Origin of the sequence: Streptomyces sp. NPDC035033 (genome assembly GCF_040636735.1) — a bacterium.
Lineage (GTDB): Bacteria > Actinomycetota > Actinomycetes > Streptomycetales > Streptomycetaceae > Streptomyces.
The window spans coordinates 73,348-88,704 of record NZ_JBEZUZ010000010.1 but is presented as its reverse complement, the minus strand read 5'-3'; the positions used below and the strand labels follow the sequence as shown (position 1 = coordinate 88,704).

The following is a 15,357-nucleotide window of genomic DNA, read 5'->3' as shown; positions in this document are numbered from 1 at the left end:
CGGAGGAGAGCCCGTGCCGCACCGCGTCGTCGTCCTCGCCCTGCCCGGGCTGCTCCCCTTCGAGCTGGGCATCCCGCACCGGATCTTCGGCCGCGCCAAGGGCCCCGGGGGCGAGCCGCTGTACGAGATCGTGACGTGCGCGCCGGCCGCCGGGCCGGTGCCGACGGACGCCGACTTCGCCGTGCACGTGGAGCACGGCCCGGAGGCGCTGGCCACGGCGGACACGGTCGTCGTGCCCGCCTCGTACGAGCTGGGGCCGGTGTACGAGGAGGGCAGGCTCACCGCCGAACTGGCCGCCGCGCTCGCGCACATCCGGCCCGGCACGCGGCTCGTCGCGATCTGCACGGGCGGGTACGTGCTGGCCGCCGCCGGCTACCTCGACGGGCGGCCGGCCACCACCCACTGGGCGTCGGCCGAGCACTTCCAGCGGCTCTTCCCGACGGTGCGGGTCGACGCCGACGTCCTCTTCGTCGACGACGGCGACGTGCTCACCTCGGCGGGCGTCGCCGCCGGCCTCGACCTGTGCCTGCACATCGTGCGCCGCGACCACGGCGCCGCGGTCGCCAACGACGTGGCCCGCCGCACGGTCGTCCCGCCGCACCGGGACGGCGGCCAGGCCCAGTACATCGCCCGCCCGGTCCCGGAGACCGGTACGCACACCACGACCGCCGCCCGCGCGTGGGCGCTGGCCCACCTCCACGAGCCGATCCAGCTGCGGGACCTGGCCGAGCGGGAGGCGATGAGCGTCCGCACCTTCACCCGCCGTTTCCGCGAGGAGGCCGGCGTCAGCCCCGGCCAGTGGCTCACCCAGCAGCGGATCGAGCGGGCCCGGCACCTCCTGGAGACCAGCGACCTCCCGGTGGACCGCGTCGCCCAGGACTCCGGCTTCGGCACGGCCCAGTCCCTCCGGGTCCACCTGATGACCGCGATCGGCGTGACCCCGACCGCCTACCGGCGCACCTTCCGCGCGGGCTTCTCCGCGTCCTGATCGTCGTCCTCCTCCGCGGCGTCCGTCCCCGCGGCGTCCGCCCCCTCGGTGTCCGTCTCCTCGGCGTCCGCCCCCTCGGTGTCCGTCTCCTCGGCGTCCGTCTCCTCGGTGTCCGTCTCCTCGGCGGACGGGTCCCAGGACGTGCCGTCCTCCATGGCCGGTGCCGACGGGGCCGGCGGGGTCGGGGCCGGCGGTTCGGGGGTGCTGTCGCAGCCGGACAGCAGCAGGGGCACCAGGGCGAGGGGGACGAGCAGGGCGGCCGGCCTGCGGAGTCGCATCAGGGGTTCCTCACGTCGAGGGCGCGTTCGGGCTTCTCCTCCCCCGGACGCGGCGCCTCGCGCTCCCGGTTCCGCACCAGGCGCCGCTCGCCGAGGGCCGCGACCGCGACGAGCAGCAGGGTCAGACCCACGCCGCACAGGATCGCCGTCGAGGGGGCGACCACCCGCAGCAGGCCGCCCGCGAGGGTGCCGCTGGCCGCGTAACCGGCGCCGACGGCCGCGTACATGATCGAGTAGCCGGCGGCCAGCGCCGACGGCGGCAGCACCCGCCGCAGCGCCAGGTTCCGGGTGAGCATCGCCGGCGCCTGGAGCAGGCCCGCCGCCGCGAGGGCGACGCCGAGGGCGAGGGCCCCGGGCAGCAGCGCCACCGCCGCCACCCCGGCGGTCACCCCGAGGACGAGCAGGAGCGATTGCGCCGGGAGCGGTCCGGGCCAGGTGGAGCGGAGCCCGTACAGGAAGGAACCGGCGACCGAGCCGAGCGAGAAGCCGGCGAGGAGGGGGCCCGCCCAGCCGATGCCGATCCCGCGCTGTTCGAGGAGGGCGGGCAGGATCAGTTCGGCGAGCGCGAGGAGGGTCAGGGACGCGGCCCCGAGCACGTACACCGGCCAGGCCGCGAGCAGCGCCCGCCGCGCCGTCCCGTCCTTCGGCCGCGCCTCCGCCGCCCACCCGGCGGGCAGCAGCCACAGCCCGGCGAGGCCGAGCGCCATCAGCACGCCCTGGAGGAGCAGGGGCGCGCCGGGACCCGCGCCGAGCGCGAGGCCGGTGGTGAGCGCGGGCGCGGCGGCCCAGATCCCGAAGGTCAGCATGGACTCCAGGCTCAGCGCCTGGGTGACGGACCGCTCCGGCACCATGCCGGTCAGCAGCGCCCGCAGCCCGGCCGAGACGGCGACGGGTCCGGCGCCGGCCAGGAACGCGAGCGCCCCGAGCACCACCGGGTGCGCCCCGGACGCCCAGCCGAGGCCCGCGAACCCCGCCGCCCCCACGGCCAGTCCGGCCGCCATCTGCGGGCGTGCCCGCTCGGCCCGCATCCGCAGCCCGAGCACCGGCGCGGCGACGATCTCCCCGATCACGTACACGGCGGCGAGCACCGCCCCGAGGCTGTAGCCGCCCGGCCGCTCCCGCACCAGGAAGACCAGCGCCAGCGGCGCCATGGCGACCGGCGCCCGGGCGGCCGTGGTGACGGCGCACCAGGTGAGGACGGGGCGGGTCGCCAACTCGCGGTAGGACATGCGCACGACCGTACTGGCGGCCGTTCGGCGCCCGCACCCGGAAAACGGACCGGCCCCGGAAAACGGACCGGCCCCGGAGAGCGGGCCGGAGCCGGAGAACGGACCGGAGCCGGAGAACGGGCCGGGCCCTAGAAGACGAGCACGCCCCGGGCCACCTTGCCCGCCTCCGCCTCCTCGCGGGCGCGGGCGAACTCCTCCACGGGGTAGGCGGCGGTGACGAGTTCGTCGAGGAGGAGGGCGCCGGTGCGGTACAGCTCGGCGTAGAGCGGGATGTCCTTCTGGGGGCGGGAGGAGCCGTAGCGGCAGCCGAGGATCGCCTTGTCGAGGAACATCGCGGCGGGCGGGAAGCTTGCCTCCGCCGCCGGCGCGGTCATGCCGAGGAGGACCGCCTGGCCGTGCCGGTCGAGGAGGTCGATCGCGGTGCGGACGAGGCCGGTGTGCCCGACGCACTCGAAGACGTGGTCGGCGCCGGTCGGCAGCACCTCGCGGACGCCGTCGGCGGAGCCGAGGAAGTGGGTGGCGCCGAAGCGGCGGGCGAGTTCCTCCTTGGCCGGGTTGGTGTCGACGGCGACGATGGTGAGCGCGCCCGCGATCCGGGCGCCCTGGACGACGTTGAGCCCGATCCCGCCGGCGCCGATGACGACGACGGTGTCGCCGCGGGCCACCCCGGCCCGGTTGAGCACGGCGCCGACGCCGGTGAGGACGCCGCAGCCGAGCAGGGCGGCGGAGGTGAAGGGCACGTCCCCGGGGATCTTCACGGCCTGGACGGCCTTCACGATCGTCCGCTCGGCGAAGGACGAGTTGGAGGCGAACTGGAAGAGCGGCCGGCCCTGCCGGGAGAAGGGCCGGCCCGGCCTCCCGATCGCCCCGCGGCACATGGTGGGGCGGCCGGCGTCGCAGTCGGCGCAGGCCCCGCAGTTGGCGAGCGTGGACAGGGCCACGTGGTCGCCGGCGGCCACGTGGGTCACCCCGTCCCCGACCGCCTCAACGACCCCGGCGCCCTCGTGGCCGAGGACGACGGGCGGCGGGAACGGGATGGTCCCGTCGATGACGGACAGGTCGCTGTGGCAGAGCCCGGCGGCCCGGATCCCCACCAGCACCTCCCCGGGGCCGGGGTCCCGCACCTCCAGGTCCGCGACGACCTCGACGTTCTTCCCGTCGAACACCACACCGCGCACGGCGTTCCCTCCCTCTCCTCGGGGCCCGGCCTACCGGTTCGGGCGGTCGCCCGCCGCGGCCGCCCGGGCCATCTCCTCCAGCCGTGCCAGCATCGGCATCGGGTCCGTCCCCACCGTCCCCGGCAGGAAGTCCGCGATGCGCTCCGGCGTCCAGGCGCCGCCCTCCGCGTAACCGGCCCGCAGCTCCCTGGGCTGCGCCCAGACCGCGATCTTGGGGCCCGCGATCGTGTAGACCTGGCCGGTGACCGACTCCTCGCGGGCCCGGTCGCTGAGCAGGTAGACGACGAGCGCCGCCACGTCCTCGGGCTCGCCGATCTCCTTGAGCTCCATGGGGACGTGGGCGGACATCCGGGTCCGGGCGACGGGGGCGACCGCGTTCGCGGTGACGCCGTACTTGTGGAGGCCGAGGGCCGCGCTGCGGACGAGCGAGATGATCCCGCCCTTGGCGGCCGCGTAGTTGGCCTGGGCCACGGACCCCTGGTGGTTGCCGCTGGTGAAGCCGATCAGCGCCCCGGAGCCCTGCTTCCGCATGACCGCCGCCGCCGCGCGGAAGACGGTGAAGGTGCCCTTCAGGTGGGTGGCGACGACCGGGTCCCACTCCTCCTCGGTCATGTTGAAGAGCATCCGCTCGCGCAGGATGCCGGCCACGCACACGACGCCGTCGATCCGCCCGTACTCCGCGAGGGCCGCGTCGACGACCCGCTGCCCGCCCGCCATCGTGGAGATGTCGTCGGCGACGGCGACGGCGGTGCCCCCGGCCGCCTCGATCTCCTTGACGACGCCGACGGCGATCTCGCTGGTCGGCTCGCCGCCCGCCAGGGAGACGCCGTAGTCGTTGACCACGACCTTCGCCCCCTCGGCGGCGCAGGCGAGGGCGACCGCCCGGCCGATGCCGCGTCCCGCTCCGGTCACGGCGACGACCTTGCCCGCCAAGAAGTTCCCCATCTCCGGCCCCTTCCCGCAGTTTCTGACGGTCCGTTAGATTCTATGGGTCGTCAGATGCCGGAAGACAAGCCCCCGGAGGCCCCCGATGTCCCTCCCCGCCGCTTTCCACGAGATCGCCGAGCGCGTGAACAACTGGGGCCGCTGGGGCTCGGACGACGAGATCGGCACGCTCAACCTGATCACCGGCCAGACGGTCCGGGAGGCCGCCGCCACGGTCCGCGCCGGCCGCCGCGTGCCCCTCGCCGTCGACCTGAAGCAGGACGGCGTGCAGACCGGGATGATCCCCGGCCGGGTCAACCCGCTCCACGTCATGATCCAGGTCAACCAGGAGCTCTTCGGCCCCGGCACGGTCGCCACCAGCGACGACGCCGTGACCCTGGGCCTCCAGGCCGGCACCCACTGGGACGCCCTCACACACGTCTCGCACTCCGGCCGGATCTACAACGGCCGCCCCGCCGACACGATCACCCCGCACGGCCGCTCCGCCTACAGCGGCATCCACACGGCCCGGCACGTCGTCGGCCGCGGGGTCCTCCTCGACGTGGCGGCGGCGAAGGGCGTGGACCGGCTGCCCGGCGACCACGCGGTGACCCCGGAGGACCTGGACGAGGCGGCGGAGTTCGGGCGGGTGACGGTGCGGGCCGGCGACATCGTCCTCGTACGGACCGGGCAGATCCGGCTGTACCTGGCCGGGGACAGGCACGGGTACGCCTTCCCGTCGCCCGGGCTCTCGATCCGCACGCCGGAGTGGTTCCACGCGCGGGACGTCGCGGCCGTCGCCGACGACACGCTCACCTTCGAGATCTTCCCGCCGGAGATCGAGGACCTGTGGCTGGGCGTGCACGCGCTCGACCTGGTCGAGATGGGGATGCTCCAGGGGCAGAACTGGAACCTGGAGGAGTTGTCCACAGCCTGTGCACAAGAAGGCCGTTACGCCTTCCTGCTCTCCGCGATGCCGGAACCCTTCGTCGGCGGCACCGGTACGCCGGTCGCCCCGGTCGCGATCCTCTGAGGAGCGGCCGCGCTCCCCTGAAGGCCGCTCGCGCCCCGCCGGGGGCCCGGCGGCACATGGGTGGCGGCGCGCCCGCGCGCGCCCCGAGCACGGCACGGTCCGCCGCCACCCGGCCACGACCCGCACATGCCGAGGGCGCGCGGCCCTCGGCTCCCCTCACCACGAATCGCTCACCCCAGGGTGGGCAAAACGGAACGAACCGTCAACAGTGCACTCGTCCGGGTGAGCCCACGCCCTCGCCCGGCACGGGCATCACGGGCGCCGCGGACGCCGCGTGCGCCTCGGACGCCACGGGCGTGCGGTCCACCTCGCACCAGATGCTCTTCCCGAGCCCCTCCGGCTGCCAGCCCCACCGGTCGGCGAGGCCGTCCACCAGCTCCAGGCCGCGCCCGTTGGTGTCCTCGCCGGCCGCGTGCCGGGGCCGGGGCGGCAGCTCGCTGCGGTCGGCGACCTCGACCCGCACCCTGCCCTCCGCCGCGAAGAGCATCCGCAGCACGGCGGGACAGCCGGTGTGCACCACGGCGTTGGTCACCAGCTCGGAGATGAGCAGCACCAGCGTCTCCGCCAGCGGCTCGTCGTCCCCTATCCCGGAACCGGCCAGCCGTCTCCGGGCCCACCTGCGCGCACGCCCCACCTCGGCCGGGTCCGGCCCGACCTCCAACTGAACCTGAAGCACCTGCACCGTTCACACCATCCGAACCGGCGGACACACCTTTACGGAACGTGATTCCCTTGTGAGACAGCATGGTTGACGTACAGTCACCGCAACAAGCGCTTCGGGCATATTCCAGCGCGAAGGAGTACGCATGGTCCATACTGTGCGACGCACGCGGCGGGGAGTCGAACGCGGGGCGCGACCCGGGCTCACAAGCACTCGCATCCCACGGAGAGTACCGGAGCGGAGGGCCCGCTCCGGCCCCTGACGACCCTCCGAAGGACACAACCCGATATCGACCTTCCCCCCGGATTCGAACACGCTCCGTCACCAGTTCGGCGGCGGGGGAGGGGAGTTCAGAGCGCGGCGGCCACCTCCTCCGCCGCCCGGTCGCCGGGCAGCACGAGCGCGGCCCGCACCCAGGCCCGTTTCAGGTGCAGATGGACGTCCGCCTCCCAGGTGAAGCCCATGCCGCCGTGCACCTGGAGGCAGTCCCGGGCGTTCGCCACGGCCGCCTCGTCGGCGAGCAGCTTGGCGCCCGCGATCTCCACGGGGTCGGCGGTGACGGCGGCCGCGTGCACGGCGGCCCGCGCCAGCTCGGTCCGCACCAGCATCCCCGCGCACAGGTGCTTCACCGCCTGGAACCCGCCGATGACCTGCCCGAACTGCTCCCGCTGCCCGGCGTACGCCACGGCCGCGGCGGTGCACCAGGCCGCGGTGCCGACCTGCTCGGCGGCGGTGAGCAGGACGGCCTCCGGCGCGGGGTCCCCGGTGCCGGGCACCCGGTGCAGCGGCGTGAGCGGATCGACCGACCGCACCGGTACGGCCCCGGTCGCGTCGCCCCGCACCACGTCCGCGGCGTCCAGCCAGGGGACCAGCCCCTCGGGCGAGACCTCGGTCACCACCGTGCGGCCCTCCGCCGCGCCCTCCACCGCCCCCGCCGCCATGTGCGTGGCCACCAGCGGGCCCGGCACCAGCGCCCGGCCCGTCTCCTCGAAGACGAGCACGGCCTCCGGCAGGCCGAGGCCGACCCCGCCCTCCGCCTCCGGCAGCCGCAGCGCGAAGAGCCCGGCCTCGCCCAGCTCCTTCCACAGCCCCCGGTCGAGCCCCCCGCCGCCGTCCACCGCCGCCCGCAGGGCCGCGCGCCCGAAGCGGCCGTCGAGCAGGTCCCGCACCCCCCGCCGCAGGTCCCGCTGGTCCTCGCTCAGTCGGAAGTCCACGGTCCGGTCACCGTCCCTTCGGGAGGCCGAGGATCCGCTCGGCGACGATGTCGCGCTGGATCTGGCTGGTGCCGGCGGCGATCGTGTACGAGAGGGAGGAGAGCCGGTCGAGGTTCCACTCCCGCCCGAGGTCGAGCGCGTCCGGCCCCAGGACGTCGGCGGCGGCGTCGTACAGCTCCTGGCGCGCGTGCGAGTAGTGCAGCTTGAAGACGGAGCCGCCGGCGCCGGGGACGCCGCCGGTGGCCTGCGCCTCGCTGACGTTCCGCTGGGTGAGCCGCCACAGGGCCTGGAAGCCGGCGGCGAGCCGCCCGAGGCGCCGGCGCAGGGCCGGGTCGTCCCAGCGGCCGTTCTCCCGCGCGGCGCGGGCGAGTTCGCCGAGGAGGCGGCGGCAGGCGACGACCTCGCCGACGAAGGCGGTGCCGCGCTCGAACGACAGGGTCACCATGGTGACCCGCCAGCCGTCGTTCTCCTCCCCGACCCGGTTCGCGACCGGCACCCGCACCTCGTCGAGGAAGAGTTCGGCGAACTCGGTGGACCCGGCGAGGGTCCGCAGCGGCCGCACCGTCACCCCCGGCGCGTCCATGGGCAGCGCGAGCCAGCTGATCCCCCGGTGCCTGGGCTCCTCGGCGTCGGTCCGCACGAGGAGTTCGCACCAGTCGGCGACCTCGGCGTGCGAGGTCCAGATCTTCTGGCCGGTGACGACGTACGCGTCCCCGTCCCGGACCGCCCTGGTCCGCAGCGAGGCCAGGTCGGAGCCGGCGCCGGGTTCGCTGAAGCCCTGGCACCACACCTCGTCGCCGCGCAGCACCGGCTCCAGCCACCGCGCGCGCTGCTCCGGGGTGCCCTCGGCGGCGATGGTCGGCCCGGCGTGCAGGAGGCCGACGAAGTTGGCGCCGACGTAGGGCGCGCCGGCCCGCTCGGTCTCCTCCAGGAAGATCATCCGCTGGGTCGGCGAGGCGTCCCAGTGCACGTGCCCGTACCCGGCGTCGTAGAGCCGCCGCTGCCAGCCGCAGTCGTACGCCCTGCGGCCCGGCCAGTCGAGCGGGTCGGGCCGCGGCGGGAGTCCGGGCAGCTCGGCGGCGAGCCACTCCCGCAGCCGGGCCCGGAACTCCTCCTCCTCGGCGGTGTGGGAGAGGTCCATCAGGAGGCGCCCCGGTCGCGGTCGAGGTCGAGGTCGAGCATGCGGATGGCGTTGCCGCGCATCAGCTTGTAGACGGTCTCGTCGTCGAGGCCGCGGACGTGGTCGAGGGCGACCTCCTTGGTGTGCGGGAAGGTCGAGTCGACGTGCGGGTAGTCGGTCTCGAAGGTGGCGTTGTCGCGGCCCACCACGTCCAGCGAGGCGATGCCGTGCTTGTCGCGGAAGAAGCAGCAGAAGATCTGCCGGTAGTAGTACGTGGACGGCGGCTCGGGGACCAGGTCGCGGACCCCGCCCCAGGCGCGGTGCTCCTCCCACACGTCGTCGGCGCGCTCCAGGGCGTACGGGATCCACCCCATCTGGCCCTCGCTGTAGGCGAGCTTCAGGCGGGGGAACCTCACCAGGACGCCGCTGAAGAGGAAGTCCATCATCGAGGCCATCGCGTTGTTGAAGCTGAGGCTGGCCTGGACGGCGGGCGGGGCGTCGGGGGAGGCGGCCGGCATCTGGCTGCTGGAGCCGATGTGCATGTTCACCACCGTCCCGGTCTCCTGGCAGACGGCGAAGAACGGGTCCCAGTAGCCGGAGTGGATCGACGGCAGTCCGAGGTGGGTGGGGATCTCGGAGAAGGTCACGGCCTTCACCCCGCGGGCGGCGTTGCGCCGGATCTCGGCGACGGCCAGGCCGATGTCCCAGAGCGGGACGATGCAGAGCGGGATGAGCCGGCCGCCGCTGTCGCCGCACCACTCCTCGACCATCCAGTCGTTGTAGGCGCGCACGCAGGCGAGGGCGACCTCCTTGTCGTGCGCCTCGGCGAAGGTCTGCCCGCAGAAGCGGGGGAAGGTCGGGAAGCAGAGGGACGCCTCGACGTGGTTGAGGTCCATGTCGGCGAGGCGCGCCTGGGGGTCCCAGCAGCCGCGCCGCATCTCGTCGCGGGTGATGCCCTCCAGGGTCATGTCGTCCCGGTCGAAGCCGACGGCGGCGATGTTCCGCTTGTACGGGAACATGAGGTCCTCGTAGATCCACCAGTCGGCGGGGGGCCCTTCCGGGTCCATGGTGATCTGGTACTTGCCGCCGACGTAGGCCAGCTCCCCGATCCCCGCGGTGAGCGCCTTGGGGCCCCGGTCGCGGTACTTCGCGGGCAGCCAGGTGTCGAACAGGTGGGCGGGCTCGATCACGTGGTCGTCGACGCTGATGATGCGGGGCAGTTCGGTCATGACCCCTCCAGTTATCTGATGGATCGTCAGATCCCGATGGAGCCAGGCTAGCCCCGGGGGTCTGGACCGACAAGGACCGTCCCTCTACGCTCTCCGCACGATCTGACGATCCGTCAGGGACGGCTGCTCGGAAGAGCCGGCCGCCCGGAAGGGAGGCCCCGGTGACCTCGACCGAAACCGCACAGGCCAGGGCGCTGGGCGAGTCCCGCACCCTCTGGGAGCTCGTCGAACGCCGCGCCGGCCTCACACCCGACCGGCCCGTCCTCCTCCAGGAGGACCGCGTCCTCACCTTCGGCGCCCTGCGGGACCGCGCCGAGCGGTGCGCCGCCGGCCTGTACGCCCGGGGCGTCCGGCCCGGCACCGTCGTCGCCTGGCAGCTGCCGACCCGGATCGAGACGGCGGTGCTGTCGTTCGCGCTCGCGCGGCTCGGCGCCGTCCAGACCCCCGTCATCCCCTTCTACCGGGACAAGGAGGTCGGCTTCGCGCTGCGCGCGTCGAAGGCCGAGTTCTTCGCGGTGCCCGGGGTCTGGCGCGGCTTCGACCACGCGGAGATGGCCCGCCGGCTCGGCGCGCCCGGGGTCTTCCGGGCGTACTCCCCCGAGGACCTCCCCGACGGCGACCCGGCCGTCCTCCCCCCGCCGCCCGCCTCCGGCACCGACGTCCGCTGGATCTACTGGACCTCCGGCACCACCTCCGACCCCAAGGGCGTGCTCCACACCGACCGCTCGCTCCTCGCCGGCGGCGCCTGCCTCGCCCACGCGCTGCGCCTCACCGCCGCCGACGTCGGCTCGATGGCCTTCCCGTACGCGCACATCGCCGGGCCCGACTACACGGTGATGCTGCTGCTGTACGGCTTCCCCGCCGTGATGCTCGAACAGTTCGCGCTGCCGGAGTCGCTGGCCGAGTACCGCCGGCACGGCGTCACCGTCGCGGGCGGCTCCACCGCCTTCTACTCGATGTTCCTCGCCGAACAGCGCAAGAACCCCGGCGAACCGGTCATCCCCACCCTGCGGCTGCTCGCCGGCGGCGGGGCGCCCAAGCCGCCCGAGGTCTACCACGCGGTCCGCGAGGAGCTGGGCTGCCGGCTCACCCACGGCTACGGCATGACCGAGGTCCCCATGATCACCATGGGCGACCCCGAGGACACCGACGAGAACCTCGCCACCACCGAGGGCCGGCCGCCCGCCGCCATGGAGATCCGGATCACCGAGGGCGGCGAGGTGCGGCTCCGCGGCGAGGCCGTCTGCCGCGGCTACCTCGACCCGGAGCAGACCGCCGCCGCCTTCGACGAGGACGGCTTCCTCATCACCGGCGACCTCGGCCACCTCACCCCGAGCGGCCACCTCGTCCTGACCGGCCGGGCGAAGGACATCATCATCCGCAAAGGGGAGAACATCTCGGCCAAGGAGATCGAGGACCTCCTCCACGAGCACCCGGACGTCGGCGACGCCGCCGTCATCGGCCTCCCGGACGCCGCCCGCGGCGAACGGGTCTGCGCGGTCGTCGAACAGCCGCCGGGCGCCGGACCGCTCACCCTGGAGGCGCTGACGTCCTTCCTCCGCGCGGCCGGGCTCTCCGTCCACAAACTGCCGGAACAACTGGAGGTCGTGGACGCCCTGCCGCGCAACGAGACGCTGCGGAAGGTCCTCAAGTACAAGCTCAGGGAGCGGTTCGGGGCAGCGGGGACGACACCGGACCGACGGCCGGACTGACGGCCCGCCCGGCGGCCCGCCCCGCGACCGGCACGGCGGCCTCCTCCGGGAGCGGACCGGCCGGCGGCCGGGGGGCCGGGAGCGCCGGGGCCCCGTCCGCGAGGGCCGCCGGCACGTCCTCGTACACGTCGAAGAGACGGGTCACGCCGAGCGCGGAGAAGACCCGGGTCACATGGCCCTGCCGGTCCTCCGCCTCGGGGAGGACCAGCCGCAGCCGCCCGCCGCAGGAGCGCAGCAGCCGGCGGGCGGCGACCAGCACGCCGACCCCGCTGGAGTCGCAGAAGAGGACCCCGGACAGATCGACGACGAGGTCGTGCCGGCCCGCCGCGACCGCGTCGTGGACCCGCCGCCTCACCAGGGGGGAGGTCACCAGGTCCAGCTCACCGCGCAGGCGCAGCACCGTCCATCCGCAGCGGTCGGTCTCGTCGGCCTCGATCGTCGTCACGGACGGGCGCCTGCCCCGGGCCGCCGGGCCGAAACCCCCGGAGCGCGGGATGACGCTTTCCTTACCATCCGTTCCCGCGTCAAGGGCGCACTTGCGGCAAACAGGCGTGCGTCGTCGGCCGGTCCCGTTACTTTGGAGATCCGGACGGAGGACCGGACGGCGACGGACGGCGGGCAGGGCGCGGCGGAAGCAGAGGGTGGAGGGCTCGAATGGCGAACGACACACCACCGCGCTGGGACCGCAGGATGCAGCAGCGGCTCGCCCGCGGCGAGGCCGCCGCCCTCGGCGAGCTGTACGACCGCTACGCCGCCCTCGTGCACAGCCTCGCCCACCGGATCCTCGACGACGACCGGGCGGCCGACCAGATCACCCGGGAGGTCTTCGTCGCCATCTGGGAGAACCCCGAGGCGTACGACCCCCGGCAGGGCAACCTGCGCTCCTGGGTGGCCCGGCTGACCCAGCGCCAGGCCGTGCAGCGGCTGCGGCAGACCGAGGCGACGGCGTACGCGGAGACCGGCGTCGGCTCGGTGGAGGAGCTGGAGGCGAAGGTGCGCCGGGCCTCCGTCGCGGCCCGCGCCGACTACATCGTCACCTCCATGCCGGCCCCGCTCCGCAAGGCGCTCGAACTGGCGTACTTCCAGCGGCGGGACTACCGCCAGACCGCCGCCGACCTGTCGATCAGCGACGAGGAGGCCCGGCGCCGGCTGCGGCTCGGCCTCCAGCTCCTGTCCACGGCCCACACCCGCCCGCTGGACGGTCCGCCGGGCGGCTACGGACGGGCGCTGTGACCGGGGCGAACGGCGAGGGCGAGGACCTCGCACGCGCCCCCTGGATACCGGGCCCGCGGGAGGCCGCCGACGACCACGCGGACCTGACGGCGCCCGACCGCCGGCCCCCGCCCGCGGAGGAACCGCCGCTCGTCCTCTCCCACACCGTGCTCAAGTCCCTCCTCGGGGCCTGGGCACTGTCGGCGTGTTCGGGCGCGGAGACCAGCGCGGTGGAGGACCACCTGACGGTGTGCGCGCCGTGCGCGGAGGAGGCGCTGCGGCTGCGGGACGCGGTGACGCTGCTGCACGAGGACCGGGACCTGGACCTCGACCCGCTGCTGCGCTCCCGGGTCCTGGAGAACTGCCTGGGCCGGCGCCCGGCCCGCATCCCGGTGCCCGCGTGGGCGGCGCCGTACGACGCGGAGACCGCCCGGCTCGACGCGCTGCTGCGGGACATCGGCGAGGCGGAGTGGCACGCGCCGGTGCGGCTCAAGTGGTACGAGGACGACCGGCTGGTGCGGCGGAAGTCGACCGTCGCCGGGGTGATCGGCCACCTCCTGGCCGTCGACGGCCTGGTGACGGCCGCGCTGGGCCTCGACGACCCGCTCGGCCCCGACCTGCCGGAGCTGTCGCCGACGGAGCGGACGGAAGCCTTCTGGGAGGCGCTGGACCGGCCGCCGAACCGGGCGCTGCGGGCGCCGTGGCGGGACCAGAGCCACGCCCTGATCCGGACGGCGTCGTTCGCGGGCCGCGGGGTGGCGAACCTCACGGTCACCTACGGCGACTTCGCCCTGCCCCTGAAGGACGCGCTCCTGGAGCGGGCCTTCGAGTGCTGGGTCCACGCGGACGACATCGCGAACGCGGTGGCCTATCCGTACGAGCCGCCCAGCGGGCCGCACCTGCACGGCATGATCGACCTGGCGGCGCGGCTGCTGCCGGCGGCGGTCGCCGAGCGCCGCCGCACCGGCCGCGCGGGGCCGCCGCGCCACCTCGTCGCGGCGGGCGCGCCCGGTCGCTCGCTCCACCTGGAGGTGGAGGGCGCGGGCGGCGGCCACTGGTACGTCGCGCTGGACTCGCCCGCGGCGCTGGGCTCTCCCGAGCACACGGTGGCGCAGGTCGCGATGGACGGGGTCGAGTTCTGCCAGCTGGTGGCGGGGCACATCTCGCCCGAGGAGGCGGCAGCGGGGCAGGACGGCGATCGCGAGGCCATCAGGGACGTCCTCTCCGCCGCAGCCTCCCTGAGCCGCCTCTGACCCCACGCGGGCCGCACCCGCCGCCCCTGTGGGCTGCGCCCAGCGCCCCGTGCGGGCCGCGCCCGCCGTCCCTGTGGGCTGCGCCCCCGTCCCTGTGTGGGCTGCGCCCGCCGTCCCTGTGGGCTGCGCCCGCCGTCGCTGTGGGCAGGCGTCCCGCTGGGGCGGGACGGGTGGGCACAGGGACGGCGCCCCCTGCCGGGCCAAGGCTTCCGGGCCTGAACCCGCACCCGGTGCGCGGCGCGGTCGTGGTGCGGGTCCAGGCACACGTGCGGAGGCACCCGCAAGGGTGCCGTTCCGTTGTGCCCACCCGTTCCGCCCCTTGCGGAACGCCTGCCCACAACGGAGCGGCGGCGCGGCGGCACCGCAACCAGCCCCGGCGGGCGCAGCCCGCAGCGGAGCGGCGGCGCGGCGGCGCGGCGGCGCGGCGGTGCTGGGTCAGGCGAAGATGACGGTGCGGCGGCCGTTGAGGAGGATGCGGCGCTCGGCGTGCCACTTGACCGCCCGGGCCAGCGCCTGGCACTCCACGTCGCGCCCGATCGCGACGAGCTGGTCGGGCGTCACCTCGTGCCCGACCCGCTCGACCTCCTGCTCGATGATCGGGCCCTCGTCGAGGTCCGCCGTCACGTAGTGCGCCGTCGCCCCGATCAGCTTCACGCCGCGCGCGTGCGCCTGGTGGTACGGCTTGGCGCCCTTGAAGCTCGGCAGGAAGGAGTGGTGGATGTTGATGATCCGGCCGGACAGCCGCTTGCAGAGGTCGTCGGAGAGGACCTGCATGTAGCGGGCGAGGACGACGAGTTCGACCCGCTCCTCCTCGACCAGCGCCAGCAGCTCCGCCTCCGCCGCCGGCTTGGTGTCCTTCGTCACGGGGATGTGCCGGAAGGGGATGTCGTACGAGGCGACGAGCTCGGCGAAGTCGGTGTGGTTGGAGACGACGGCGACGATCTCGACCGGCAGCGCCCCGATCCGGGACCGGAAGAGGAGGTCGTTCAGGCAGTGGCCGAACTTCGAGACCATCAGCACGACCCGCATGCGCTCGTCGGCGCGGTGGATCTGCCAGTCCATCTGGAAGGAGTCGCCCACCGCCGCGAAGCTCGCCCGCAGCTTCTCCACGGTCACCGGCGCCTCGGCCGAGAAGTGCACCCGCATGAAGAAGAGACCGGTGTCGCGGTCTCCGAACTGCTGACTGTCCTCGATGTTGCATCCCGTGATGAAGAGGTAGCTCGACACGGCGTGCACGATGCCCTGCTTGTCCGGGCACGAGATGGTGAGGACGTACTGGTCGGTCATCGCAACAGCGTGCCACACCGCGGCGCCCGGTCCACACCA

Annotated in this window: 14 protein-coding genes and 1 pseudogene; 5 read left to right on the top strand and 10 right to left on the bottom strand. The window is 74.5% G+C overall.

Annotated elements, in window-relative coordinates; genetic code table 11:
- The first annotated feature begins 13 nt into the window (after positions 1-13).
- The gene (locus tag AB0E83_RS07035; protein ID WP_362107116.1) at positions 14-988 is read left to right on the top strand and encodes a helix-turn-helix domain-containing protein; all 975 of its coding nucleotides are present in this window, start codon (positions 14-16) and stop codon (positions 986-988) included.
- Here the strand turns inward: AB0E83_RS07035 and AB0E83_RS07030 are convergent.
- From AB0E83_RS07030 to AB0E83_RS07015, 4 genes are all read right to left on the bottom strand, one after another.
- A complete protein-coding gene (locus AB0E83_RS07030) occupies positions 949-1,266 on the bottom strand; it encodes a hypothetical protein (protein ID WP_362107113.1) in 318 nt (105 codons plus the stop codon). The genes AB0E83_RS07035 and AB0E83_RS07030 overlap by 40 nt on opposite strands.
- Entirely contained in the window at positions 1,266-2,495 is a 1,230-nt protein-coding gene (locus tag AB0E83_RS07025) for an MFS transporter (RefSeq protein WP_362107110.1), read from the bottom strand. The genes AB0E83_RS07030 and AB0E83_RS07025 overlap by 1 nt, the downstream gene beginning before the upstream one ends.
- A gap of 128 nt (positions 2,496-2,623) precedes the next feature.
- Complete coding sequence (locus AB0E83_RS07020; RefSeq protein WP_362107107.1) at positions 2,624-3,673, bottom strand: Zn-dependent alcohol dehydrogenase; 1,050 nt, start codon at positions 3,671-3,673, stop codon at positions 2,624-2,626.
- Between the two features lie 30 nt (positions 3,674-3,703).
- Positions 3,704-4,618 (bottom strand): SDR family oxidoreductase, encoded by a 915-nt coding sequence (locus tag AB0E83_RS07015; RefSeq protein WP_362107104.1) that lies wholly within the window; start codon positions 4,616-4,618, stop codon positions 3,704-3,706.
- A gap of 85 nt (positions 4,619-4,703) precedes the next feature.
- Between AB0E83_RS07015 and AB0E83_RS07010 the strand changes: the two genes are divergently transcribed.
- Positions 4,704-5,630 (top strand): cyclase family protein, encoded by a 927-nt coding sequence (locus AB0E83_RS07010; RefSeq protein ID WP_362107101.1) that lies wholly within the window; start codon positions 4,704-4,706, stop codon positions 5,628-5,630.
- Positions 5,631-5,832: 202 nt separating this feature from the next.
- Here AB0E83_RS07010 and AB0E83_RS07005 read toward each other — a convergent pair whose 3' ends face one another.
- From AB0E83_RS07005 to AB0E83_RS06990, 4 genes are all read right to left on the bottom strand, one after another.
- The gene (locus AB0E83_RS07005) at positions 5,833-6,312 is read right to left on the bottom strand and encodes an ATP-binding protein (RefSeq protein WP_362107098.1); all 480 of its coding nucleotides are present in this window, start codon (positions 6,310-6,312) and stop codon (positions 5,833-5,835) included.
- A 329-nt stretch (positions 6,313-6,641) separates the two neighbouring features.
- The gene (locus AB0E83_RS07000) at positions 6,642-7,505 is read right to left on the bottom strand and encodes an acyl-CoA dehydrogenase family protein (RefSeq protein ID WP_362107095.1); all 864 of its coding nucleotides are present in this window, start codon (positions 7,503-7,505) and stop codon (positions 6,642-6,644) included.
- 7 nt (positions 7,506-7,512) lie between these two features.
- A complete protein-coding gene (locus tag AB0E83_RS06995; protein WP_362107092.1) occupies positions 7,513-8,646 on the bottom strand; it encodes an acyl-CoA dehydrogenase family protein in 1,134 nt (377 codons plus the stop codon).
- Positions 8,646-9,854, bottom strand: coding sequence for an amidohydrolase family protein (locus tag AB0E83_RS06990; RefSeq protein WP_362107089.1), 1,209 nt, complete (start codon positions 9,852-9,854; stop codon positions 8,646-8,648). Before AB0E83_RS06990 ends, AB0E83_RS06995 begins: the two co-directional genes overlap by 1 nt.
- Positions 9,855-10,015: 161 nt before the next feature.
- Between AB0E83_RS06990 and AB0E83_RS06985 the strand changes: the two genes are divergently transcribed.
- Positions 10,016-11,566, top strand: a complete 1,551-nt coding sequence (locus tag AB0E83_RS06985; RefSeq protein WP_362107086.1) for an AMP-binding protein — start codon at positions 10,016-10,018, stop codon at positions 11,564-11,566.
- Between the two features lie 103 nt (positions 11,567-11,669).
- Here the strand turns inward: AB0E83_RS06985 and AB0E83_RS06980 are convergent.
- Positions 11,670-12,011, bottom strand: a pseudogene (locus AB0E83_RS06980) (STAS domain-containing protein); the annotation flags it as partial.
- A gap of 209 nt (positions 12,012-12,220) precedes the next feature.
- On the opposite strand from AB0E83_RS06980, the gene AB0E83_RS06975 reads away from it, so the two are divergent.
- Positions 12,221-12,799, top strand: coding sequence for a sigma-70 family RNA polymerase sigma factor (locus AB0E83_RS06975; RefSeq protein ID WP_362107083.1), 579 nt, complete (start codon positions 12,221-12,223; stop codon positions 12,797-12,799).
- Positions 12,796-14,031, top strand: a complete 1,236-nt coding sequence (locus tag AB0E83_RS06970; RefSeq protein ID WP_362107080.1) for a maleylpyruvate isomerase N-terminal domain-containing protein — start codon at positions 12,796-12,798, stop codon at positions 14,029-14,031. Before AB0E83_RS06975 ends, AB0E83_RS06970 begins: the two co-directional genes overlap by 4 nt.
- Before the next feature lie 435 nt (positions 14,032-14,466).
- Here AB0E83_RS06970 and purU read toward each other — a convergent pair whose 3' ends face one another.
- Positions 14,467-15,318, bottom strand: a complete 852-nt coding sequence (purU, locus tag AB0E83_RS06965; RefSeq protein WP_362107077.1) for a formyltetrahydrofolate deformylase — start codon at positions 15,316-15,318, stop codon at positions 14,467-14,469.
- Positions 15,319-15,357: the final 39 nt, after the last annotated feature.

What these genes read in the sequence shown, in the direction of transcription:
- AB0E83_RS07030 (WP_362107113.1), bottom strand. Translation starts at nt 1,266, where the DNA reads ATGCGACTCCGCAGGCCGGCCGCCCTGCTCGTCCCCCTCGCCCTGGTG.
- AB0E83_RS07025 (WP_362107110.1), bottom strand. Translation starts at nt 2,495, where the DNA reads ATGTCCTACCGCGAGTTGGCGACCCGCCCCGTCCTCACCTGGTGCGCC.
- AB0E83_RS07015 (WP_362107104.1), bottom strand. Translation starts at nt 4,618, where the DNA reads ATGGGGAACTTCTTGGCGGGCAAGGTCGTCGCCGTGACCGGAGCGGGA.
- AB0E83_RS07010 (WP_362107101.1), top strand. Translation starts at nt 4,704, where the DNA reads ATGTCCCTCCCCGCCGCTTTCCACGAGATCGCCGAGCGCGTGAACAAC.
- AB0E83_RS06995 (WP_362107092.1), bottom strand. Translation starts at nt 8,646, where the DNA reads ATGGACCTCTCCCACACCGCCGAGGAGGAGGAGTTCCGGGCCCGGCTG.
- AB0E83_RS06990 (WP_362107089.1), bottom strand. Translation starts at nt 9,854, where the DNA reads ATGACCGAACTGCCCCGCATCATCAGCGTCGACGACCACGTGATCGAG.
- AB0E83_RS06975 (WP_362107083.1), top strand. Translation starts at nt 12,221, where the DNA reads ATGGCGAACGACACACCACCGCGCTGGGACCGCAGGATGCAGCAGCGG.
- purU (WP_362107077.1), bottom strand. Translation starts at nt 15,318, where the DNA reads ATGACCGACCAGTACGTCCTCACCATCTCGTGCCCGGACAAGCAGGGC.